A 23,104-nucleotide genomic window follows, 5' to 3' on the forward strand; every position below is an offset into this window, starting at 1 on the left:
TGATTATCAAGATGAAAAAAACAATATATTTAATCGGTATCGCGGCCTCGATCATGGGGGGAATCACCTCTTGTACGCTGGATGCCGAGGATTACGTAACAAAAAGTAGCGAGAACTTTCCCGCTACGACCGAGGATGCCACACAAGCGTTAGCCGGTATCTATCAGAACTTGAACCAAGTGTCCGCCACACCTGAGTGCTCTTTCCTTTACGCCGCCATGCTGGCCAGCGACGATTGCCTAGGGGGCGGAGGTCCAAACGACTTGCATATGCAATCTCTGGATATGTTGCTGAACTCCAAGCAAGACATGACCCAACAATTCTGGAAAGACCGTTACCAAGGTATTAACCGTGCGAACTCCTTGCTGGATGGTATTGAAAATATCCAACTGGCAGAATCCGACAAGAACCAGATCGAGGGAGAAGCAAAATTCCTTCGCGCTTTCTATTACTACGAGCTGGCCTCCATGTACGGACGCGTCCCTCTGACAATCACCTCGCAATCCGTAGAGCCAAGCCAACCGACCGCCGCTGAGCTATGGGGACAAATCCTACAAGACCTGCGTGATGCAGCGGAAATTATGCCCGCCACTCGCAAGACGGACGGACATGTCGATAAATACACCGCCGAAGCCATGTTGGGCCGTGCTTGGTTATTCTATACAGGCATGTATTGCAATGGCGAGGATTTGGCCGCGCTTACCAGCACCACTTACTCACCGTTGACTTCCGTGGCTTTGCCCGACGGTTCCACACTGACGAAAGACCAAGTGATCGGCTACATCGACGATTGCGTGAACAATTCTGGTTACTCGCTGGTCACGTCGGACTTCCGCAACCTTTGGGCCTATACAAACCGGTTTACGGTAGAAGATTACGACTATACCACCGGACAGGGCCTGAAATGGGTGGAAGATGACAACGCCGTGAATCCGGAGACTTTGTTCGCTATCAAATACAACAAATTAGCCGACTGGAGCACAAGCATTGGTTACGCGAATAACTTCGCCCTACACTTCGGCGTACGCGGCATGGCAGGCGTGGCCGAGTCCTTCCCCTTCGGGCAAGGCTGGGGAGCAGGACCCGCCGCCCCGAACCTCGTAAGCGATTGGAAAAGTTCCGAGCCTAACGACAAACGCCGTGACGCCTCCATTTCGGATTGCGCCGCTTGGACCGAGCAAGGATGGGCATTCGGCGGCGGTGGTGAGTTTATCCAAGAGACCGGATACCTCTCCAAGAAGTGGCTCCCTGTTGCCGCTAAAAATGGAGACACGTACTCCGTATGCTTCGAGAACCTAATGTACGGGACTGACGGCTGGGCACAGGGTTCCGAGAATTTACAGCTGAACAATATCCACGACCTCGTGCTTATCCGTTTCGCCGATGTATTACTAATGCAATCCGAGCTGAAAGAGAACACGGACGGAATCAACCGGGTTCGAGAGAGAGCAGGCTTGAGCCCCATCTCGTCTTACTCACTCCAAGCCCTGCAAAACGAACGTCGTTGGGAACTCGCTTTTGAGAGTATCCGCTGGAATGATATCCGTCGCTGGCACATAGCCGCCGCCGCATTGGAAAAGCAGACCAACGTGAAGATATACACCAATGGCCAAGAGGACTCTAACAAAGCCCACGGAGGTGGCTACGCCACACGATATAACGCTACCGCCGGATTCTTCAAGATACCGGAGAGCGAGGTGGATATGTCGAACGGCAGCATCACCCAGAACGCCGGTTGGGAAGGTTCAGACAGCCAATATAACCGATGGTAAAAACGATTTCAATAAGGTCAAACTTTTAATTAGAAAATCATGAAGAAATATAGTATAGTTATCTCACTTTTCGCGATGCTCCTCACCGCCTGCGATCCTACGGTAGAGGAAGAAGGCTCCATAGCAGCGAGTATGACTGAAGCGCAATTGGAACAGGCCGCTACCCTAATGCAAACGGTAGAAGGTCAAAACAAATTTACATACGCTACAAATCCATCCACGACCGTACAGATACTTGATCCCTCAGGAAATATCCTGACCACTGGAACAAGTGGATCGTTTGACTTAACTCCCGGTGGAGAGGAATCTCAAACGTTCACGATTCGTACCATAAATCAAGATGGCAGCATCACCTCTTTTCAAAAGACTTTCAGCATCACGACTTACGTAGATGTAGACCCGGCATGGGCATATCTCTGTGGAGATGGAGAGAAGGTTTGGACATACGATTCCGAGGTTTTAGGAGGCTGTTGGGGTAACCTTGGTTATAAAGCCGCTTCTAACGCAGAAGACTTCATTACGAACAAGAACGGCATCTGGTGGACTTGCGCACCCGCAGATCTTACCGGACAATTAGAGGGTCTAAAAGTTCCAGCTACAGGCGAGGAAACTCCGGACGCTTACATGACCTTCATCCTGAGCGGCAAGAAAATCGTGAAGAACACGGGATCCCAAACGATCAACGAAGGAACTTTCTCCTTTGATATGACGGCCAGTGATTCTTGGGAAATCGGCAAGCTATACACATCCGAGGGAGCAATCTTATTCCCTTACATGATCAATGGAAACGGTTATAAACCGACAGAGTTCGATATCATGCTTCTGAACGACAAGAACCTTGTTTTAACCTACGCCGCCTCCGGTACGGCACAATGGGGTGAGGCTACTTTCTGGGCCTTCAAGGCGAAGGAATAAACTAATAATTTAGGGAATAAGGATCCCCCTATTCCCTAGTTATTCATGCATAAAATAAAAAGGAGGCGGGCCATACATAAGGTATCCGCCTCTTTTTATATCATGTCCACTCTCCAGCAAATATCCTTCCGTCAACCCAACCGGTCTCTCGCCATCTTTTTGATTTCCATAGAGCATTTACCTTGACACACCTATTTTCCAAACCTAGCAAACTAGCGAGAAAGAGGTAGCAATAAGTACCCCTTTTTGTTAAAATAGAGCATTTTTCACACACGATAGGTGGCGGAAGCCTACACGACTGGTCGTGTTAGGCTACGCCGATACTGCCGTTGGGCATCGTAAGTAGTCAAGAATAGGGTTATGAGTCGTCGCAAATGGGCATTCTTACCCTGTTATAACCCTATTGTAGCACCGTTTTTCTTCCCTTCCTGCCCCCAAAACATGAAATACGATGAATAAATCCCGCTAGAATAAAAGGCCGTTTTCCAGCATTGCCCTATCAACCAATCGATTGTCGCTTTTTTCTTTCGTTTTCGGGAGCATACCGCATCTTTGCCCGAAAGAATCGATTCTCCGGGACTTAAATTTACAAACTGTCACTTTGCTAAAAGACGCAAGACAAGGAGATGTCAAGTATCCGTGAAAGATGATACATCTTACAACGGTAAGATCATACATCCTACAACAGTAAGATCATACATCTTACGGCGATAAGATGCTACAACTGTACCTTACTGAAAATAAGTTCGTGCATTAAACTCCATAATCGGACGTTTTAAACTGAATAACGTCGCAAATATCGCAGCGTTTCTCCTGTTCTAATGTCGCATCAAGTACTTAAAATATGTATATACACGAAAGAGATAATTGGACATCATTCAGATAGGACGTTTCCGAGCTTACCGCACTCCTTGAAGAGGTGGGGCGTAAACAAGGAATGCTGTATGGCAGACTTGCCTCACACCATCCCCAACGTCTCGAACATCCCCCGGTAAACGGCGGCCTTCTCCTCCAACGGCCTCGGATAAGCTCTAGAGGATGAAGGCATACGGAACAGCCTCATCGTCCTTCCCATACAAGAAAATTCCGACGAGAAGCCCACTTTCGGCTCCTCCGTGCCGGGCAATACGGAGAGGAGGGTATCCATCGCTTTCTGCCCGGTTACCACGATCGCCACGCATTCCGGTATCTGGGACAAGACCTTCTCCAGATCGATCGGCCGTACCACCTCAAGGAACTTATCGGAGGCGTTCGCTTTCAAGCGGATCACCTCCATGGCGGTATCACCGATCCCGATCCCCTTCTCCCGGCAGAAAGCCTTCGCCTTCTCCTCGCTGAACGCCTTCTTGTCTCGCAGGAACGCATCCTTGTTCCCATAGAAAATCAAGCCAAGGATGCGCCACATATCATTCTGGATATTCGGGTAATAAAAATCCATGCTCCAACGAGCTTTTGGAGGCGGGAAACTTCCCAGCATCAGCAATCTCGTATTCTCCGGGAGGAAGAAACCTAGCGGATGCAGCTCGGTGGTCATGCTTCCTTGTTCTTTTTGAGTTCCTTCTTCTGGTCCTCTTTCGCCAGAAGCACGACGTTATACACGAAGTCCGTGATCCATTGCTCGGAGTAGCCTAGTTTCTCGGCATACTTACGCACGCTCCACGCGGCCTTCTGCACGCTGATATCCTTCCACTCGGACTTGGTCAAGATATCGTGAACCGTCTTCGTCGTCATATTATACAGCAACTTCTTCACCAGCATGGAGAAGCGGAACTTCCACTGCATCAGATTACCAAGCAAGTTGAACAAGTCATTGCAGAAACCTTGGAACATGAAGAAATACGTCTTGATATCGTTCTGGTTCTTGCAGTTCTTCTTCACCGAGCTGTCGATCTCCTTGAAGAAAGCCTCGCTTAGGCCGTAATCCTCCATCAACACCTTGCGCACACGGGATTTCTCGGCGACACCCAATTTGTTATTCTGGGTCGGTATCTTCAACATGCGTTTGAACAAAGCCATATCGGCGAGCATGTTCAAGTTGGTGATACCCAAGTTCACAGCCATAACGGCTTGATAATATACACGGATTAAAGATACGAACTCCTCCACGGAACCTTTGCCGGCCTCTTCCGCCTCAGATACGTTCTTCTTGAATAGCTTAGAAATAAAATTCATCGTACGATTATTAAATAGTTTCGAGCCGCGAATATACGAAAACTTACCGCCAATGCAGAATAACTATTCAATTCTCTCCACCGTAACCTCCGGAAATTGCTCCATCAATAGCAACAGTGGACTTTCCTCCGTGTTTTTACGGGCCTTCAACACGATGCTGACGACGTACTCGTCCTTCTCCTGATGCCCCAGTCTTTTCATGTCATAGCTTACCAGCAGGAAACCTTTCTCGTAGATAACACGGGCGATCCGGTTGATCGCCTCCTGGTCGGAGGTAGAGAATACCACCAAGGAACTTCGCATCCCAATGCTTTTAAAAATAACGCTCAACAGCTCCAGCCCGGCGAGCGTCAACAAAGTGGCGGCGATACCGAGCCCGTACATGCCTGAGCCGACGGCCAGACCGATACCGGCGGTCGCCCAGATACCGGCGGCGGTAGTCAATCCCCGCACGAATTGTTTCTGGATGATGATCGTACCCGCCCCGATGAAACCTATGCCACTCACCACTTGGGCGGCCACACGGCTCGGATCGAGACTTACGCTATTCTCTAGGATGACATCTTGGAAGCCATATTGGGAGACAACCATGATCAACGCGCTACCCAACGAAACAAGGAAGTGAGTCCGGTAACCCGCCTCCTTCGCACGGTACTCACGGTCTAGCCCGACAACGGCGCCCAGAATACCTGCCACGAAAAGTCTTAGTATGAAATCCCACATCATAATCAACGATCTTTTAGGTTTTACCCCGAAAGATAGGAATTATTTATTGATTCAGCCGCCATTCACGGTGATAAGAATCGATCGCCTCCCGGACGGAGCCATGTAGGAGCAGGAGGTTCTTGCTCTGCTCGTAATCCAGACGAAGCTCTTCCATGATCATACGGGTGCCACGGTCCACCAATTTTTGGTTGGTCAGTTGCATATTCACCATCCGGTTCCCTTTCACCCGACCCAACTTGATCATCGTGGAGGTCGTGATCATATTCAGCACCATCTTCTGGGCCGTACCGCTCTTCATCCGCGTACTTCCGGTGACGAACTCCGGACCTACTACCGGCTCGATGGCGATCTCCGCCTCCGCCGCCATCGGAGAGTCCGGGTTGCAGGAGATAGAGGCCGTCAGGATTCCCTCGGAGCGTGCCTTACGCAGGGCGCCGATCACGTAGGGAGTCGTACCCGAGGCAGCTATCCCCACCAAGGTGTCGTTCGTATTGATATGATATTGTTGAAGTTCCTCCCAAGCCTTATCCAGATCGTCTTCCGCCGACTCGACGGGATTCCGGAGCGCCCGGTCGCCGCCGGCGATCAAACCGATCACCAAGGTATTCGGCATACCGTACGTGGGAGGGATCTCGGAGGCGTCCAAGACACCCAAGCGACCACTCGTACCCGCCCCGATATAGAAGAGCCTACCGCCTCTCCGCATCCGCTCTACGATACGGGTTACCAGTTTCTCGATCTTCGGGATCTCCCGGCCAACGGCGATCGCCACTTTCCGGTCCTCGTTATTGATGCCTTCCAGCAACTCCCGGACAGACATCTGATCCAGATTATCATACAACGATTCCGACTCGGTTATCTTTTGAAATGCCATAACTCATTCATTTTTTTCTTCGTTCGTAAAATGATACCGGATCAATCCGTCCATGGGAGCCTGTACGACCGTACCGACCTTCAAGTCTAAGGATAAGGCCGCAGCTTTCAATACCTCCTGATAATAATAGGCGATAGAGCCTACGAAATGAATCGGGTACGTATCAGCTCCCGGATATAACGCCACGTTACGGAGGAAAAAGCTACGGAAACTCGTATAGACCAAATTATAAATCGGTTGCTCGGTGATATTCTCCAACAAGAAACGGGATAAGGTAGCCAAGAAACGATTCGGGAAAGGTTGTTTATATACCCGCTCCAACAATAAGGCGGGCGTCAACTCATATTGATCCATAAACTTCCGAACCAAAGGCGCCGGCAACTGACGCTTCAAGCAATCCCCTACCAATAACTTCCCGAGCACGGCGCCACTACCCTCATCCCCCAGAATGAATCCCAAGGGAGAGATATGCTCCGTTATCTCCGTCCCGTCATACAGACAAGAATTCGATCCCGTCCCCAATATACAGGCGATTCCCGGACGGCTCCCGCATAAGGCACGAGCAGCCGCCATCAAGTCACTATACACCTCTATGGGAGCCGGGATATAAGGCGTAATCGCCTCTTCCACGATCCGGTTCTTCTCCGGGAAGGCGCAACCGGCGCCATAGAAGTAAATGGCATCGATCCGCTCACCCTTCAAGGCGGGCAATAAGGCATCCCGGATTTCTCCGGCGATCTCCTCCCGTGTCTGGAAGAAGGGATTGATACCCGCCGTCACGACCGTACGCACCGGTCTGCCTTGATCCGCCAGGCACCACTCCGTCTTTGTAGATCCGCTATCCGCAATTAATATCATACACTTATTATAATATCAAATTCTGGAGAATATATACCACCGCACCAGACAAATATCCCGCCAAGGCCAGCAGCGAGATATTCTTCAAGTACCAAATGAAATTGATCCGCTCCAGGCCCATCACGACGACTCCGGCGGCGGAACCGATGATCAACATACTTCCACCTACTCCTGCGCAATAAGCCAAGAACTGCCAGAACACGCCGTCTTGCATGAAGTTCGCCAGATAAGCCGGATCAGTCGCCGCAGCCACCATAGCGTCCGTAGCCACCGGGTACATACCGATAGCACCCGCTACCAACGGAACATTATCCACGATAGACGATAAGGCGCCGATAATCAGGTTCACCGCATACACATTGCCTACCGTATCGTCCAGCCAGAAAGCGAAATCCGACAATACGCCGCTGCAACGCAAGGCATCCACCGCCAAAAGGATTCCGAGGAAGAATAACAAGGTCGCCCCGTCTATACGGTGAACCACCTTGGACAAGCGCAATTTCAAGTCCTCGTCGATCGGTTTACGGGCGTATAGCATCTCCGTATAGAACCAAAGAATACCCACTCCCATCAAGATACCCATAAACGGGGGAAGATGAGTAACCGTCTTGAATACAGGCACGAACAATAAACACAACACACCGATGATCAAGATCGATAACTTCTCCTTATCCTTCAATTTCTTCAGCAACTCATTGTCCGCCTCCATTTGCGAGAATGCGTTAGGGGGCGTCACGTTGCCATGCAAGAAACGCATGGCGATCAAGACCGGGATCAACGCCGATACGATACTCGGCAGGATCAAATGGGGGATCGTGGATGAGGTGGAGATATTTCCCCTTACCCAAAGCATGATCGTAGTCACGTCGCCGATCGGTGACCAAGCGCCACCGCTATTCGCCGCTATAATAATGATACTGCCGAACACCCACCGCTCTTTATAATTCCCGAGCAACTTACGGATCAACATGATCATGACGATCGAGGTGGTAAGGTTGTCCAACACGGCCGACATAAAGAACGTGATCACGGCGATCAACGCCAGCAGTTTCTTCTTTTTCTTCGTGGTAATATGATTCGTGATAAACATGAAACCGCCATGGGCATCGATCAGCTCCACGGTTATCATCGCCCCGATCAGGAATATAAGTGTCTCGGCGATCTCTCCGATACTATCCAGAACCTGATGCTCCACGACGAACCGGGTACATTGTTCCTTAAACGTTAAAGAACCCAAAGAGGGGAACGATTCCAAGAACAAGCTGAATTCCTCTGCCGAGGCCCTCGGGATGAAAAACGGGGCCGCGTACGTGTACATAACCCATAAGACCGTACCGATAAGCAAAGCCGTTCCCGCCTTGTTTATCTTTAGAGGATGTTCCAATGCGATCATCAAATAACCGACAAGGAACACAATGACCATTGCTGTCAACATAACTTCATGATTTAGGTTTAAACGCTACAAATGTAGAAATAATAACTCTGTAACACGATAGAAAAACAGAATGTTTTTTAAGATAATTTTACCAAACATGCGAAAGGAACCGGACTACTCCGATTCCTTTCCTATTCTCTCGAGGGAAAACTATAACCCCGAGACAATTCACTCTACAACCAACATCTTATCACCCACGGAGACCTTGTCCGTCTCATTGACATACACCTCTTTCACCACTCCATCGATCGGCGTACGGATCTCGTTCTCCATCTTCATGGCAACCAATACGCAAAGCGGGTCTCCCGCCTTGACCTCATCGCCTACCTTAACATATACCTTCTGGATCACGCCCGGCATCTGGGCCTGTATGACCTGACGGCCGACCGTCTTGGAACTGGTTCTCGACAGGCGTAATTTCTTCAACTCGTCAATCACCTGTACTTGGAAATAATCACCTTTATTCTTTACCTCATAGGTGGAATCTCCAACACTGGATATTTGTACGCCATGAGATTTATGGTTCATGATGATCGAGTGGATCGTATCTCCGCCCAGATTGTAATCTACATCATAAACGGTACCGTTTACGGATACTTTCTTGATAGGCCCGTCTTCCAGAATCTCTACCTTGAACTCCGTGTCGGGAATATCGTTAACCGTGGCAAAATAAGTCGCTAAAGCCTTTGACATAATCATTCCTCCTCTCATTAAAAGTTATTGGCCAACATTTGTAACTTCCCGTAGTGCTTCCACAGGGACTCCCCTACCAGCGGAACGGTCGTCGCACGGGCGGCCGCCTCTTTCTCCTCCTCGTAATGCTTCAAGGCGGCGGCGATCACAGCTACGGTCGGGTCGCTGTTCTGGCGACGCTTCAAGTCTTCCTTATCGAACTTGGTGTCGATGAAGGTCGTATCGTAATTCCCCTTCAAGAAGGTCGCGTTATGCAACACACGCAGGTGGAACGGAATCGTTGTCTTGATTCCCAAGATCTTGTATTCCCGCAAGGCACGTATCATATTCGAGATGGCGGACTCACGGGTCCGGCCCCATGTGCAAAGCTTGGCGATCATCGGATCGTAATGCAAGGACACCTCGAAACCGGCGTAAGCGGCGCTATCCAGACGTACGTTACGTCCCTCGGGAGCCTCACGCACCTTGATCACGCCCGGAGAGGGCATAAAGTTATTTTCCGGGTCCTCCGCGTAGATGCGGCATTCCAAGGCATGCCCCCGGCAGGCCACATCTTCCTGCTTATAAGGCAGACGATTTCCTGCGGCCACCAAGATCATATCGCGAACCAAGTCCACGCCCGTTGTCTCCTCCGTCACCAGATGCTCCACTTGAAGGCGGGTATTCATCTCGAGGAAATAGAAGTTCTGGTCCTTATCCATCATGAACTCCAACGTCCCGGCACTGTAGTAACCGATTTTCTTGCAAGCCTCCACCGCTACGGCCAACATCTTCTGGCGAGCGGCCTCCTTCACGAATGGAGAGGGCGCTTCCTCGATCACTTTCTGGTTACGGCGCTGGATAGAGCACTCACGCTCATACAGATGGATCACGTTCCCATATTTATCCCCGAGTACCTGCACCTCGATATGATGGGGGTTCTCGATATACTTCTCGATATAGATGGCATCGTTCCCGAACGAGTTGGCCGCCTCGGAACGAGACATACGGAAAGCCGCTTCCATCTCATCCTCGCTATGTACCAAACGCATACCCTTTCCACCGCCTCCGGCAAGCGCCTTTAGCATAATCGGATAACCCACCTCGGCGGCAACCTTCTTGGCATCCTCTATGTCCGTCACCGGTTTTTCCGTTCCGGGTACAACCGGCACACCGGCTTCTTTCATGATCTTACGGGCCTCGGTCTTGATACCCATCTTCGCAATCACGTCGGCGCTCGGGCCGATAAAGATCACGCCCTCCTCCTCGCAACGGCGGGCGAAGTCGGCGTTCTCCGACAAAAAGCCGTAACCCGGATGAATAGCGGCTCCTGTCTTCTTGGCGATCTCAAGGATCAAGTCCGGCTTCAAGTAAGAGGTATCCGCTTCATCTTCCGAGATGCAGTAAGCTTCCTCCGCATAACGTACATGTAATGCTCCGCGATCCACATGCGTATAGATCGCTACGGTCGGGATGTTCATCACCCGGCAGGTGCGGAATATCCGCATCGCTATCTCGCCACGATTGGCTACTAATACTTTCTTTATCATAAGGATTCGTTTTTAAAGAGGAATATTGGAATGCTTCTTCGGAGGATTGGATTGCCGTTTGTTGGCCAGCAACTCAAAACTACGGATCAAGCGGCTGCGTGTGATAGACGGCTCGATGATCTCGTCTACATAGCCTAACTCAGCGGCCCGGTACGGGTTAGCGAACTTCTCCCGGTAATCGGCTTGCAATTCCTTCCGTTTGCCTTCGGGATCTTCCGCGGTCTTCAAATCCTTACGGAACAAGATATTCACGGCACCATCCGGTCCCATGACAGCGATCTCGGCGGTTGGATAAGCGAAGTTGATATCGCCCCGGATATGCTTGGAGCTCATCACGTCGTAAGCGCCACCGTAAGCCTTTCGGGTAATGACGGTCACTTTCGGCACGGTAGCCTCGCAATACGCATACAATAACTTAGCGCCATGACGGATAATTCCCTCGTACTCTTGGTTCACGCCCGGCAAGAAACCCGGTACATCCACCAGCGTCAACAACGGTATATTAAATGCGTCGCAGAAACGGACGAAACGGGCCGCCTTTACGGACGCGTTGATATCCAGCGTACCGGCCAATGCGGCAGGTTGATTCGCCACGACACCGATCGTCTTTCCATTCAAACGGATATAACCGATAATGATGTTCTTGGCATATTCCTCTTGTATCTCGAAGAAGTTTTGATCATCAGCCACGGAAAGGATCAGTTCCTTCATGTCGTACGGCTGGTTGGGATTAGTAGGAACCAGCAGATCCAATTGCGGATCGATGCGGTTCGGGCTATCGGTAGTAGGAACGAATGGCGGCTCTTCCATATTATTATTCGGCAAGAACGACATCAACTCACGTATCTTCAAGATACAATCCATATCGTTATCCGCCGTGCAATGAGCCACTCCGGAACGGGTGCTATGCACTTCCGAGCCTCCCAGATTCTCCATCGTAACCTCTTCTTGCGTCACGCTTTTCACGACCTCTGGGCCGGTGATAAACATATAGCTCGTTTGTTTTACCATAAAGATAAAGTCCGTCAACGCCGGCGAGTAAACCGCTCCACCCGCACACGGGCCCATAATAGCGCTAATCTGCGGGATCACGCCCGAAGCCAACGAGTTCCGGAGGAATATCTCGGCGTATCCCGCCAAGGAACGAACTCCTTCTTGAATACGTGCGCCTCCCGAATCGTTCAACCCGATCACCGGAGCGCCTAGTTCCGTTGCCATGTCCATGATCTTACAGATCTTACGGGCATACGTCTCGGACAAGGCTCCACCGAATACCGTGAAGTCCTGAGCGAAAACAAACACCGTGCGTTGCCCGATCATTCCGTAACCGGTGACCACGCCATCCCCTAATGGACGCTGTTTTTCCAGACCGAACTCATGGCACGTATGTGTCACGAACTTGTCGATTTCCACGAAGCTACCTTTTTCCAATAGCAGTTCGATTCTTTCTCTAGCGGTTAGTTTACCTGCCGCATGCTGTTTCGCGATGCGATCCTCTCCGCCCCCTAACTCAGCCTTGTGGTTGAGAGCTTTTAATTGTTCAATTTTTTCCTTCATGGCGTATCTCTTTAATTATCCGGGAAACGTTCAATATATTAGAAAACAAAGTCTGTAAATGTATTGTTTCCTAAAGAAACGAAATGTATCATATATTACATCTATCGCCCGATCAATGAGATCTATCAAGAAGGATATTTTTTAGTAAATACTGAAATCTTGCGGCTTGATCACGAAACCGATCCGCAGCATGCTTTTGTATTGATTGTATTCCAAAAGGTTCTCACCGTAACCATTATAATATTGCAGGAAGAAATATTGGTTCTCGTTATTATTAAACTTATAGCTCAACTCGATCTGGGTGTTAAAGCTGAACCAAGTCTTTCGTTTGGTCAAGATAACCCCGCAGTTAAAGCGCCTGTTGTCTGTCCGGTAATTGGCGGCTACTTGGAATATACCATTATATTTAAGGATGTCTTTATTTTCCTTGCCATCCACGATCGGTATCCAGCCCTTGAATTGAACTTCCCAGTTCTTATTCAACAGGACAGCCGCCGCTAGGGTGATCTTGTTCCAACTTCGGGAGAAGATGCTATCTTTACCGTTCGACTCGTGCTCGACCATCAAATAGCCTTTCCCGATATATTTATTCTTATGCACGATAAGGTGCCCCAAACCGATACCCGGATTAAAATTCAAGTCGCGCATCGGCAAGGACTCTTGAAAGACATTCCAAAAAGCCTTTTGCGTGTATTGCAAGAAAAGATAGGTATCGAAGGGGAGTTTACTTTTCGTAAGACGCTGGGCGATGCTCAGCTGGAATTTAACGTCGGAGTTTCTCGCCGTAGGCTTGCTGCCGATAGGGATACCGCCGATGAAATAATTGTCCTTGAATAAGGTAAAATAAGGTGACTTATCCAAAATCGCACGAATACTATCCGCGTTATAACTCTCTTCCGGCCCTTTCGCTAAAACTTGCGAATGCGCCATGCCGCAAACAAGCAGGAAGAGAAAGGATATAATCGTTTTTTTCATAAATGATCTTAAATTATAAATGTGTCCGCGAATATAGGGGAAACGGCAGTTGGCTTTATCGCCCAAATTACATGAATAATGGTCGTTTCACCTATGAATATAATATATAAACCAAAATTCAAGAGGTTAGTTCATTTTTCCTATATTCGCGGCTATGGAAGAAATCTATAGTTATTACAAAGAAAATATCGACGCTTATACACGGCGCTTGGGTAATTTGAAAAAGAAGATCCATTTGATGGGGAGTATCCGGTTGGCTTTAGTGGTGGGAGCGATCCTCTCCTTATGGATATTCAGGGATGAGAGTTGGCAATGGCTGACGGGGATCACCTTCGCTTATATCATCCCGTTCGCGCTCCTGATGTGGTACCATAATAAAATGTACGCACGAAAAGTATACGCCGAGACCTTGATCAAACTGAACGAGGATGAGCTAAAAGGACTGGACTATGATTTCAGTGCGTTCGACGGGGCAGCCGATAAGATCTCGGGCGAGCACTCTTTCTGCTTGGATCTGGATGTGTTTGGAGACCGCTCCTTGTTTCAATCGCTCAATCGTACCGTAACCGGGTTCGGGCGGGAACGACTGGCCGGTTGGTTCTCGAATCCCTTGACGGATAAGAAGGAGATCGTCAAACGGCAAGAGGCTGTCAAGGAATTAGCGGCTTTATCCGCCTTACGGCAGCATTTCTATGTGACGGGAATCATCCGGCAGGACACGCAAGATACGAGAGACAACGATATCAACTTTATGGACCGACTCACTCAGCGTAAGCATAAATTCGTTGATAGCCTACCGTGGAAACTATTGATCTGGGCGGTCCCAGTGTTGTGGATCGTATTGGGTATCGCTTACTCGCTGGATTGGATCAGCGGGAGTTTATTGAATATTTATTTCTTAATCACGTTTGTGATCGCTTACGGACGAGCCAAGGAAATCAATGCGCTTTACGCGACCGTCAATAAGATGGAGTCTATTTTCAATCGGTACTCAAAGCTGATGCAATGTGTGGAAGAAGATAATTTCCAGTCGGAAGAGCTGAAAGAGATCAGCGGGCAATTAGCGAATGAGAAGGAATTGGCCTCGCATGCTATCAAACGCTTGTCGTCGTATATCGGAGGATTAGACCAACGATTCAGTTTGGCGGGTATCATTTTCAATCTCTTCTACTTGCGGGATACACGCCATGCCATCCTTTTGGAACGCTGGATTCAGACTTACTCCGATAAACTTCCGCTTTGGTTCGACGCGCTGGCTCGTTTCGACGCGCTGAACTCGTTGGGTGGTTTCGCTTTCAACCATCCGGAATACATCTATCCGGAGATCGCCGACACTTATTTCCAGATGGAAGGCAAGGCTTTGGGACATCCTCTTTTGAACCGGGATGTCTGCGTAAAGAACGATATCGATATCCGCAAAAGTCCTTGGTTCCTGATTATCACCGGAGCGAATATGGCCGGAAAAAGTACATACCTCCGGACGATCGGTGTCAATTACTTATTGGCTTGCGTAGGCGCTCCGGTCTGTGCCGCCTCCTTGACGGTTTATCCCGCCCACATGGTTACCAGCTTGCGTACCTCGGATTCCTTGGCTAGCAACGAGTCTTATTTCTTCGCGGAGTTGAAACGGCTGAAAATGATTATCGACAGGCTGCAAAACGGGGAGAAGCTATTTATCATCTTGGACGAGATCTTGAAGGGAACAAATTCTATCGACAAGCAGAAAGGCTCTCTTGCCCTTATGAAACAGCTGGTCGCTTATAAGGCTTGCGGCATCATCGCCACCCACGATTTAGTGTTGGGTACTTTGGAGGAAGAGTTCCCGGAACAAATAAAGAATTACCGCTTCGAAGCGGATATAAAAGACGAGGAGCTATCCTTCTCTTATCAACTAAGAGAAGGGATAGCCCAGAATATGAATGCTTGTTTCTTAATGAACAAGATGGGAATCTTGTTTAATTGAAAATTGAGAATTGAAAATTGAGACAAGTGGTAAAATAGCTGTCACTTGTCAACTGTCAACTACTTTTTGTATTTGGTTTTGATTGCGGGTAGGACTTTTTGGATTTCCGCTATACGAGTGGCATCACTGGGGTGCGTACTCATAAATTCCGGCGTAGAGCCACTCTTTCCGGCGGACATCTTTTGCCAGAAGTTGACTGCCACGTCCGGATTGTATCCCGCCATAGTCATGAATACCAATCCCATATAATCCGCTTCCGACTCGTGCTTACGGGAGAAAGGAAGCATTACGCCATACTGCGCTCCCACACCATATACTGTATTGGCCGCTTGCTGTACCGCCGCGCTCTTATTGCTTACAGCCGCACCTAAAATAGCCGCCCCGTATTGGGCCATTAGTTGCTGGCTCATACGCTCATTGCTGTGTTTAGCTACGGCATGGGCGACCTCATGCCCGATGACCACCGCCAATTCATCGTCCGAGGAAACTAAAGGCAGCAATCCCTCGTACACCACGATCTTGCCTCCCGGCATACAGAAGGCGTTCACCTGCGGATCATTCACCAAATTAAACTCCCAAGAGAAGTTTTTTACCTCATCCGCCATCCCGTTCGCCCGCAAATAGTCCTCCGTAGCGGCGGCTATCCTCTTTCCGACCCGGGTTACCATAGCGCTCTTGTTCGCGTTCGTCGACTTCTTCGCCGTCTTTATATAATCGTTGTACTGGGTAAGGCTGGACGATAACACCTCTTGGTCCGAAACCAACAGCACTTGCTTACGTCCTGTCAACGGTACGCTGGAACAGCCTGCCAATAAAAGCAAGGCCACGAATAAACTTGCTATTTTTCTCATATCCTTTTACTTGAAATTAAACCTGATACTCTCTTTTTAATAACGCAAAGATACTACCATTTTGTTCAAAACGAGCACCCCCTTTCGTTCTTTCTATAGGGAGTATTAGCCTTTTCTTTGAATGACATTCATCATCTACCATCCATTGCATGATCATCCACCAATTGGTACATGATCTTCTAACAGCTGTTGCATGATCCTCCAACGGCTGATAAAAGATGAATATAAATAGATGAAATGCCTAACACTTACAGTGATTAAACCTAAGCTAAGCAGGAAAATCCCTTACCCCCTACTTATATCAGAAAAAAAAGCCCTTGATTGTATATTTATTCAACAATACTCTTTATATTTGCAGTCTGTTTTGCATAAATATACAACATGAGTACAAAGAAGGAACGATTGGATGCCATTTGCGGTATTATACAGACGAAAGTGATAAGTAATCAAGAAGAACTGCTTAAAGAACTGGAAGATAGCGGATTCTCGGTTACGCAAGCTACGCTTTCCCGCGACATCAAGCAACTGAAAGTAGCCAAGGTACACGACGGAACCGGAGATTATGTATATCGCCTTCCCGAAGAGAGTATAAGCAAACAAGCACAGCCTGAAGGCAAGAAAAAGCCGAATATCGAGTTTTCCGGAAACTTGGCGGTGGTGAAGACACGACCGGGTTACGCCATGGGAATTGCCTCGGACATAGACTCCCATGCCCCCAGCGAGATACTGGCCACCATAGCCGGAGACGATACGATCTTGGTAATCCCCCGCAACGGTGTGAGCCAAGAGAAGGTGATTGCCGCTTTATCACATTTTATATAAAAGGAAAAAACTAAGAACAAACAATAAAATGGAACAAGAAATAGAAATTGATGTTATGATCGCTGATGCCTCTCACGAGGTATATGTGGATACGATCCTAGATACGATCGAGTCTGCCGCTAAAGTCCGGGGCACGGGTATCGCCAAACGTACGCACGAGTATGTGGCCCAGAAGATGAAAGAGGGCAAAGCGGTGATCGCCTTGGCGGGAAACGAGTTCGCCGGGTTTAGTTATATCGAGTCATGGGGAAACAAGCAGTACGTGACTACCTCCGGCTTGATCGTACATCCGAATTTCCGGGGCTTGGGTATCGCGAAACGCATCAAAGACATGACTTTCCAACTTGCCCGCATGCGCTGGCCGAAAGCGAAGATATTCAGCCTTACCTCCGGCGCTGCCGTGATGAAGATGAATACCGAGCTGGGATATGTACCGGTTACGTTCTCCGACTTGACGGACGATGAGGCTTTCTGGCGAGGTTGCAACGGTTGCGTGAACCACGATATCTTGGAACGCACCGAACGTAAGTATTGCATCTGCACGGCCATGCTGTTCGACCCGGCCGATCCGCATCGTGCGCAACGAGAGCGGGAGGCCCGTAATCAGACTAAAAAGGACTAAATTAATACGATAGAAAAACAACATAAAATAAAGAAACGATGAAGAAGAAAGTAGTAGTAGCGTTCAGCGGAGGTTTGGATACCTCATTCACGGTCATGTATCTGGCTAAAGAAAAAGGATACGAGGTATACGCCGCTTGCGCTAACACAGGTGGTTTCAGCGAGGAACAATTGAAACAAAACGAGGAGAACGCCTATAAGCTAGGCGCCACGAAATACGTGACGATCGACGTTACGAAAGAGTATTACGAGAAGAGCTTGAAGTACATGATTTTCGGAAACGTGCTGCGTAATGGTACGTATCCGATCTCCGTAAGCTCCGAGCGTATCTTCCAAGCCTTGGCGATCGCCCGCTACGCGAACGAGATTGGCGCCGACGCTATCGCCCATGGTTCTACCGGAGCCGGTAACGACCAGATCCGTTTCGATATGACTTTCTTGGTATTGGCTCCGAACGTGGAGATTATCACGTTGACCCGCGATATGGCCTTGAGCCGTGATTTTGAGATCAACTACTTGAAGGAGCACGGTTTCGAGGCCGATTTCACGAAGTTGAAATATTCCTATAACGTAGGTCTTTGGGGAACCTCTATCTGCGGTGGCGAGATTCTTGATTCCGCGCAAGGACTGCCCGAGAGCGCTTATCTGAAACAAGTGGAGAAGACCGGCAGCGAGCAATTGCGCATCGAGTTCAAGAACGGTGAGGTTCATGCCGTGAATGGTGAGGTGTTCGAGGATAAGATCGCCGCTATCCAGAAGATCGAGGAGATCGGGGCCGCTTACGGTATCGGCCGTGATATGCACGTGGGCGATACGATCATCGGTATCAAGGGACGGGTCGGTTTCGAGGCTGCCGCTCCTATGTTGATTATCGGGGCGCACCGCTTCCTAGAGAAATATACGTTGAGCAAATGGCAACAATACTGGAAGGATCAGGTAGCGAACTGGTACGGCATGTTCTTGCACGAGAGCCAATATCTGGAACCGGTGATGCGCGATATCGAGGCGATGTTGCAAGAGTCTCAGCGTAACGTGAACGGTACGGCTATTCTGGAGCTTCGTCCGTTGTCCTTCTCTACCGTTGGCGTAGAATCTGAGGATGACTTGGTGAAGACGAAATTCGGTGAGTACGGAGAGATGCAGAAAGGCTGGACCGCCGAGGACGCTAAAGGCTTCATCAAGGTTCTTTCCACTCCGTTGCGTGTTTATTATACGAACCATAAAGACGAAGAGATATGATTAAATGCGGAATTATAGGCGGAGCGGGTTACACGGCGGGTGAATTGATCCGCCTGCTCCTAAACCACCCTGATGCCGAGCTTACATTTATAAACAGTAGCAGTAACGCCGGTAACAAGATCACGGACGTGCATGGCGGTCTTTATGGCGAGACGGATTTGGTGTTCACCAGCGAGTTGCCGTTAGATAGCATCGACCTTCTGTTCTTCTGTACCGCTCATGGCGATACGAAAAAGTTCATGGAGAGCCACACGGTCCCCGAGAACGTGAAGATTATCGACCTGAGCATGGACTACCGGATCGAAGGCCCGGAGCACGATTTCGTGTACGGCCTGCCGGAATTGAACCGCCGCCGGATTTGCAACGCCCGGCATATAGCGAACCCCGGTTGTTTCGCTACTTGCATCCAATTGGGCGTATTGCCGTTGGCGAAGCACTTGATGCTGAATTCCGACTTGCATGTCAATGCCATCACGGGATCGACGGGAGCGGGCGTGAAGCCTTCTTCCACCTCTCACTTTAGCTGGCGCAACGACAACATATCGATCTATAAGCCTTTTACGCATCAGCACTTGGCCGAGATCAACCAGAGCTTGAGCCAGTTGCAGAAGAGCTATTCAAGCCGGATCAACTTCATCCCCGTACGCGGTAATTTCTCCCGTGGCATATTCGCCACGACGTACATCGATTGCAAGATCGACTTGGTGGAGATCCGACGTATTTATGAGGAATATTATGATGATCACAGCTTCACGTTTATCACTGATAAGAACCCGGATTTGAAACAAGTGGTAAATACGAATAAATGCTTGATCCACTTACAGAAAATAGATGATAAGCTTCTTATCATCTCTATGATCGATAACTTATTGAAGGGCGCTAGCGGCCAAGCGGTCCACAACATGAATCTATTGTTCGGGTTGGAGGAGACGGTTGGCTTACACTTAAAACCCTCCGCGTTTTAAAAAATACTATAAAGATGAATTTATTCGACGTATATCCATTATTTAATATAGAGATCGTACAAGGCAAGGGATGTCATGTATGGGATAGCGAGGGAAACGAGTACCTCGACTTATATGGCGGCCATGCCGTGATCTCGGTGGGGCACAGCCACCCTACTTACGTAAAGGCGATTACCGAGCAGGTAAATAAATTAGGCTTTTACTCGAACTCGGTTATCAATAGCTTGCAACAAAAATTAGCGGATAAGCTAGGGAAGGCTTCCGGCTACGATGATTATTCGTTGTTCTTGATCAACTCCGGAGCGGAGGCGAACGAGAACGCGTTAAAGCTCGCCTCTTTCCATAATGGCAAGAAGCGGGTGATCGCATTCAAGCACGCCTTTCATGGGCGTACCTCCGCCGCCGTCCGTGTCACGGATAACCCGAAGATCATCGCTCCGGTAAATGAGGATCTAGCGGTTACTTATCTTCCATTGAACGACGCTTCCGCCGTAGAGGAAGAGTTGAAGAAGGGGGATGTATCGTCCGTGATCATCGAAGGTATCCAAGGTGTAGGTGGCATCCAATTGCCAACGGATGATTTTATGCGTGAGTTACGCAACCTGTGTACGACTTATGATGCCTGTCTGATCTTGGATGAGATCCAGTCCGGATATGGAAGAAGCGGTAAATTCTTCGCGCATCAATATGCCGGTATCAAGCCGGATTTGATCTCAGTAGCGAAAGGTATCGCCAATGGCTTCCCGATGGGTGGGTTATTGATCAGCCCGAAATTCAAGCCGGTTTATGGTATGCTCGGCACTACTTTCGGCGGTAACCATTTGGCTTGCGCGGCCGCTATCGCCGTTCTTGATATAATGGAAGACGAGCGTTTGATTGATAACGCGGCGAAAGTGGGTGCCTATTTATTGGAAGAGCTTCATAAACTTCCGGGTATCAAGGAAATTCGGGGCCGTGGTTTGATGATCGGTATCGAGTTCGAGGAATCTATCAAGGAAGTGCGTAGCAAACTTCTCTTTGAGGAGAAAGTGTTCACGGGTGTAGCCGGAACCCATACGATCCGTCTGCTTCCTCCGCTTTGCTTGACGATGGATGAGGCCAAGGAATTTATCCGTCGCTTCAAGAAAGTCCTAAACGCTTAATTGTTCTTTATTTCATAAAAAGGGAGGATGTCTGAATTAGCGTCCTCCTTTTTTTCATTCCTCCCCAACAGCTACGTAAATTAAGTATCACCCTTTGTCAAAAAAACATCATTCCTTTTTCCGAAAAAACACTAACTTTACGCAGTCTAAACTTTGAGTCTCTAATTACTAATGAACACGATCGATGAAATATCTATTTATAGGAGTATTCACTTTGTTGTGCCTATTTGCCTGTCAATCTAACGACTCCCAATACATCATAGAAGGCACCTTACCCACCGCACAGCAGGATGGGGAATGGATTTATCTGGCACCCATGGAAAACGCCTCAATCGAAAATATCGATTCTACGAGAATAGAGAACGCACGGTTTACTTTCCAAGGAACGGGAGAAGAGATGAAAGTCCTCCGTATGCGCATCCTTTTGCGTCTCAAGTTCCAAGAGCTACTGATCGTAACGGAACCGGGTGTGACCTCAGTACGGATAGACTCCATCAGCTCGGCCTCCGGTACACCGCAAAACGACGCCTTGCAGCATTGGAAAGACTGGAAGCAAAAGACCGATGGCGAATCCTATGCCCTATGGACAGCGCTTAAGACCTGCTCGCCGGGAGATTCCATCCGCATCAAGCAGACATGGGATTCCTTGAGAGTAGAGACGCAAGCTTTTAATTATGCGTTCATGAAAGAACATATCAACCAAACGGTCGGGAAATTCCTCTATAAGATGATAAAAACCTCCTTGACCGAAGAGCAACGAAAGGAACTGGATGAAGCGAATCATTAAACAGGATCTGTCGATCACGCTAGCGGTACTGGCGATAGCGATCTTCGCTTTCTTCTTCTGGATGTACCCCTATCATTTGTTCCACAAAGAGCAAATGATGCTGTTCTTGTACAGCGCCGAGTTTCTCCGTGGATATTTTCAGGAGGAAGCGTGGCTGGCTTGTCTCACCGGCGATTTCCTCACGCAATTCTTTTATTATATCGGGGGAGGCCCGTTCATCCTAAGCGTTGTCTTAACTTTATTTGCCCTGCTTACCTATCGGACATTCCGGCAATTCGTCAGCAAGAGATACGCCCTTCCTCTTATGATACTACTTGTATTATGGGAGGCCGGAAGGTCTTGCGGACTCGCCTATCCGTTATCCGCAACTCTCTCCTTGATCGGAGCAGAAGGTGTTTTCCTGTTATATAGCCGGAGCCAAACTGAGGGGCAACGTCTTCTTACCTGCATTCCCGCCATGCTTCTTTGCTATTGGTGCTTCGGGTACGGGGCATGGCTCTGTCTGGCCCTTATGCTGGCCGCCGGAATCATAGCGCACCATCAAAAGCTAAGTGCCCTGCTTGCGGCAGGTATATTACTTCTTCCAGCGACCCAATATCCCGCTACCACTTGGTGGAGTAAGCCGGATCTCGACCGGGAGTATGTACTCAGCCTCGATGTGGAACATTATTTCGGAAATATACAAAAGATGAGGAAACATCTCGAGACAGACCGCCAAATCCTTTGGGTGACCTATTACCGGAACCTGTACAATGCCACGCATCCGTCCGAGATCAACTCACCCGTATCTCTCTCCCGGAACCTCCTAGCGTGGAATCAACCGGGTACGAATGGGTTGATCCTCCCCGTGAACCCATCCGCTTCTTTTCTCTCTATCCTATTCGCCAACGAGTTATGGTTTACGTTAGGAGATATGACCATGGCCGAGCATTGCGCCATGCTAAGTATGATCTTCTCTCCCCGCAATTCGGGTAGCCGTATGATCAAACGGCTGGCTGAGATCAATCTGGTCAATGGGGATGATGAGGCAGCTCTTAAATATCTACGTATATTAGACAAGACACTCCTTCATAAAAGCTGGGCCGAAAAGAGTAAAGCCAAGCCTTTGTCTTGATTGAAATCAGAGTGGAACACAGAACGTTTCCGCCGCCTATGGCGGCAGAAACGTTTTTAGTTACCTTTGCTGTAGGCATAAGAAGCAAGCCGTT

The 23,104-nt window shown here is 48.9% G+C and carries 21 protein-coding genes; 10 read left to right on the forward strand and 11 right to left on the reverse strand.

What is annotated here, in order from left to right:
* Positions 1 to 11: 11 nt before the first annotated feature.
* Together NBH07_RS18135 and NBH07_RS18140 are read left to right on the forward strand one after the other, a co-directional pair.
* Entirely contained in the window at positions 12 to 1,772 is a 1,761-nt protein-coding gene (locus NBH07_RS18135) for a RagB/SusD family nutrient uptake outer membrane protein (RefSeq protein WP_005865626.1), read from the forward strand.
* A gap of 39 nt (positions 1,773 to 1,811) precedes the next feature.
* Positions 1,812 to 2,687, forward strand: coding sequence for a hypothetical protein (locus NBH07_RS18140; protein ID WP_005865624.1), 876 nt, complete (start codon positions 1,812 to 1,814; stop codon positions 2,685 to 2,687).
* A gap of 958 nt (positions 2,688 to 3,645) precedes the next feature.
* On the opposite strand, the gene NBH07_RS18145 is transcribed toward NBH07_RS18140, so the two are convergent.
* From NBH07_RS18145 to NBH07_RS18190, 10 genes are all read right to left on the reverse strand, one after another.
* Positions 3,646 to 4,221, reverse strand: coding sequence for a uracil-DNA glycosylase family protein (locus NBH07_RS18145; RefSeq protein WP_009018630.1), 576 nt, complete (start codon positions 4,219 to 4,221; stop codon positions 3,646 to 3,648).
* Entirely contained in the window at positions 4,218 to 4,859 is a 642-nt protein-coding gene (locus tag NBH07_RS18150) for a DUF8491 family protein (protein ID WP_005855249.1), read from the reverse strand. Before NBH07_RS18150 ends, NBH07_RS18145 begins: the two co-directional genes overlap by 4 nt.
* A gap of 63 nt (positions 4,860 to 4,922) precedes the next feature.
* Positions 4,923 to 5,585 carry an MgtC/SapB family protein gene (locus NBH07_RS18155; RefSeq protein ID WP_039849075.1) on the reverse strand — a complete coding sequence of 221 codons (663 nt, stop codon included), beginning with the start codon at positions 5,583 to 5,585 and terminating at the stop codon, positions 4,923 to 4,925.
* Positions 5,586 to 5,628: 43 nt separating this feature from the next.
* On the reverse strand, positions 5,629 to 6,459 hold the full coding sequence (murQ, locus tag NBH07_RS18160) for an N-acetylmuramic acid 6-phosphate etherase (protein WP_005855245.1): 831 nt from the start codon (positions 6,457 to 6,459) through the stop codon (positions 5,629 to 5,631).
* Between the two features lie 3 nt (positions 6,460 to 6,462).
* Positions 6,463 to 7,317, reverse strand: a complete 855-nt coding sequence (locus NBH07_RS18165) for an ATPase (protein WP_009018628.1) — start codon at positions 7,315 to 7,317, stop codon at positions 6,463 to 6,465.
* 7 nt (positions 7,318 to 7,324) lie between these two features.
* Positions 7,325 to 8,752 (reverse strand): sodium:proton antiporter NhaD, encoded by a 1,428-nt coding sequence (gene nhaD, locus NBH07_RS18170; protein WP_005855241.1) that lies wholly within the window; start codon positions 8,750 to 8,752, stop codon positions 7,325 to 7,327.
* 168 nt (positions 8,753 to 8,920) lie between these two features.
* Positions 8,921 to 9,445, reverse strand: coding sequence for a biotin/lipoyl-containing protein (locus NBH07_RS18175; RefSeq protein WP_029257277.1), 525 nt, complete (start codon positions 9,443 to 9,445; stop codon positions 8,921 to 8,923).
* A 17-nt stretch (positions 9,446 to 9,462) separates the two neighbouring features.
* Positions 9,463 to 10,974 (reverse strand): acetyl-CoA carboxylase biotin carboxylase subunit, encoded by a 1,512-nt coding sequence (gene accC / locus NBH07_RS18180; RefSeq protein WP_008774450.1) that lies wholly within the window; start codon positions 10,972 to 10,974, stop codon positions 9,463 to 9,465.
* Positions 10,975 to 10,986: 12 nt separating this feature from the next.
* Entirely contained in the window at positions 10,987 to 12,531 is a 1,545-nt protein-coding gene (locus NBH07_RS18185; protein ID WP_005855235.1) for an acyl-CoA carboxylase subunit beta, read from the reverse strand.
* Positions 12,532 to 12,672: 141 nt separating this feature from the next.
* Positions 12,673 to 13,506, reverse strand: coding sequence for a phospholipase A (locus NBH07_RS18190; RefSeq protein ID WP_009018627.1), 834 nt, complete (start codon positions 13,504 to 13,506; stop codon positions 12,673 to 12,675).
* Between the two features lie 154 nt (positions 13,507 to 13,660).
* On the opposite strand from NBH07_RS18190, the gene NBH07_RS18195 reads away from it, so the two are divergent.
* Positions 13,661 to 15,469: a MutS family DNA mismatch repair protein gene (locus tag NBH07_RS18195; protein WP_250833566.1), complete on the forward strand. Its 1,809-nt coding sequence runs from the start codon at positions 13,661 to 13,663 to the stop codon at positions 15,467 to 15,469.
* 59 nt (positions 15,470 to 15,528) lie between these two features.
* Here the strand turns inward: NBH07_RS18195 and NBH07_RS18200 are convergent, their stop codons facing one another.
* Positions 15,529 to 16,320: a M48 family metallopeptidase gene (locus NBH07_RS18200; RefSeq protein WP_005865607.1), complete on the reverse strand. Its 792-nt coding sequence runs from the start codon at positions 16,318 to 16,320 to the stop codon at positions 15,529 to 15,531.
* Positions 16,321 to 16,701: 381 nt separating this feature from the next.
* Here NBH07_RS18200 and NBH07_RS18205 point away from each other — a divergent pair, with 381 nt between their 5' ends.
* From NBH07_RS18205 to NBH07_RS18235, 7 genes are all read left to right on the forward strand, one after another.
* Entirely contained in the window at positions 16,702 to 17,142 is a 441-nt protein-coding gene (locus NBH07_RS18205; RefSeq protein ID WP_005865605.1) for an arginine repressor, read from the forward strand.
* Positions 17,143 to 17,170: 28 nt separating this feature from the next.
* On the forward strand, positions 17,171 to 17,764 hold the full coding sequence (locus NBH07_RS18210) for a GNAT family N-acetyltransferase (RefSeq protein WP_005865603.1): 594 nt from the start codon (positions 17,171 to 17,173) through the stop codon (positions 17,762 to 17,764).
* Positions 17,765 to 17,802: 38 nt separating this feature from the next.
* Positions 17,803 to 19,002 (forward strand): argininosuccinate synthase, encoded by a 1,200-nt coding sequence (locus NBH07_RS18215; protein WP_005865601.1) that lies wholly within the window; start codon positions 17,803 to 17,805, stop codon positions 19,000 to 19,002.
* Entirely contained in the window at positions 18,999 to 19,967 is a 969-nt protein-coding gene (argC, locus tag NBH07_RS18220; RefSeq protein ID WP_005855221.1) for an N-acetyl-gamma-glutamyl-phosphate reductase, read from the forward strand. The genes NBH07_RS18215 and argC overlap by 4 nt, the downstream gene beginning before the upstream one ends.
* A 14-nt stretch (positions 19,968 to 19,981) precedes the next feature.
* Positions 19,982 to 21,109, forward strand: a complete 1,128-nt coding sequence (locus NBH07_RS18225) for an aspartate aminotransferase family protein (RefSeq protein WP_005855219.1) — start codon at positions 19,982 to 19,984, stop codon at positions 21,107 to 21,109.
* Between the two features lie 184 nt (positions 21,110 to 21,293).
* Positions 21,294 to 21,896: a DUF4369 domain-containing protein gene (locus tag NBH07_RS18230; RefSeq protein ID WP_009018623.1), complete on the forward strand. Its 603-nt coding sequence runs from the start codon at positions 21,294 to 21,296 to the stop codon at positions 21,894 to 21,896.
* A complete protein-coding gene (locus tag NBH07_RS18235) occupies positions 21,880 to 23,010 on the forward strand; it encodes a DUF6057 family protein (protein WP_250833567.1) in 1,131 nt (376 codons plus the stop codon). Before NBH07_RS18230 ends, NBH07_RS18235 begins: the two co-directional genes overlap by 17 nt.
* Positions 23,011 to 23,104: the final 94 nt, after the last annotated feature.

The sequence above is a fragment of the Parabacteroides sp. B2-S-102 genome (assembly GCF_023656665.1).
Taxonomy (GTDB): Bacteria; Bacteroidota; Bacteroidia; order Bacteroidales; family Tannerellaceae; genus Parabacteroides; species Parabacteroides distasonis.